Here is a 310-nt window from a genome sequence, read left to right on the forward strand (position 1 = left end):
GTGTTATCTTGAAAATGAATATCAATCAATTAGGTCAAGTTTATCTAATCTCAGGAAAAACCGATATGCGCCAAGGAATTGATTCCCTTGCATCACTCGTGAGAGAAAAGTATCAATTGGATCCTTTTTCACAAAAACTTTTTCTATTCTGTGGGACAAAAAAAGATCGGTTTAAGATTCTCTATTGGGATGGTCAAGGGTTTTGGCTATTCTATAAGCGTTTCGAAAATGGTCGTTTAACTTGGCCTTCTCATAATGATGACATAATAGAATTAAATGAAACTCAAGTGAACTGGTTACTTCAAGGGTT

1 protein-coding gene is annotated in these 310 nt (G+C 34.8%); it reads left to right on the plus strand.

Annotation, left to right across the window (positions count from 1 at the left end):
- A partial coding sequence (gene tnpB, locus HMPREF2811_RS01330) for an IS66 family insertion sequence element accessory protein TnpB (RefSeq protein ID WP_071407770.1) occupies positions 1 to 310 on the plus strand: 310 nt, incomplete at both ends.

The sequence above is a fragment of the Globicatella sp. HMSC072A10 genome, from assembly GCF_001811625.1.
In the GTDB taxonomy this organism is placed as follows: Bacteria; Bacillota; Bacilli; order Lactobacillales; family Aerococcaceae; genus Globicatella; species Globicatella sanguinis.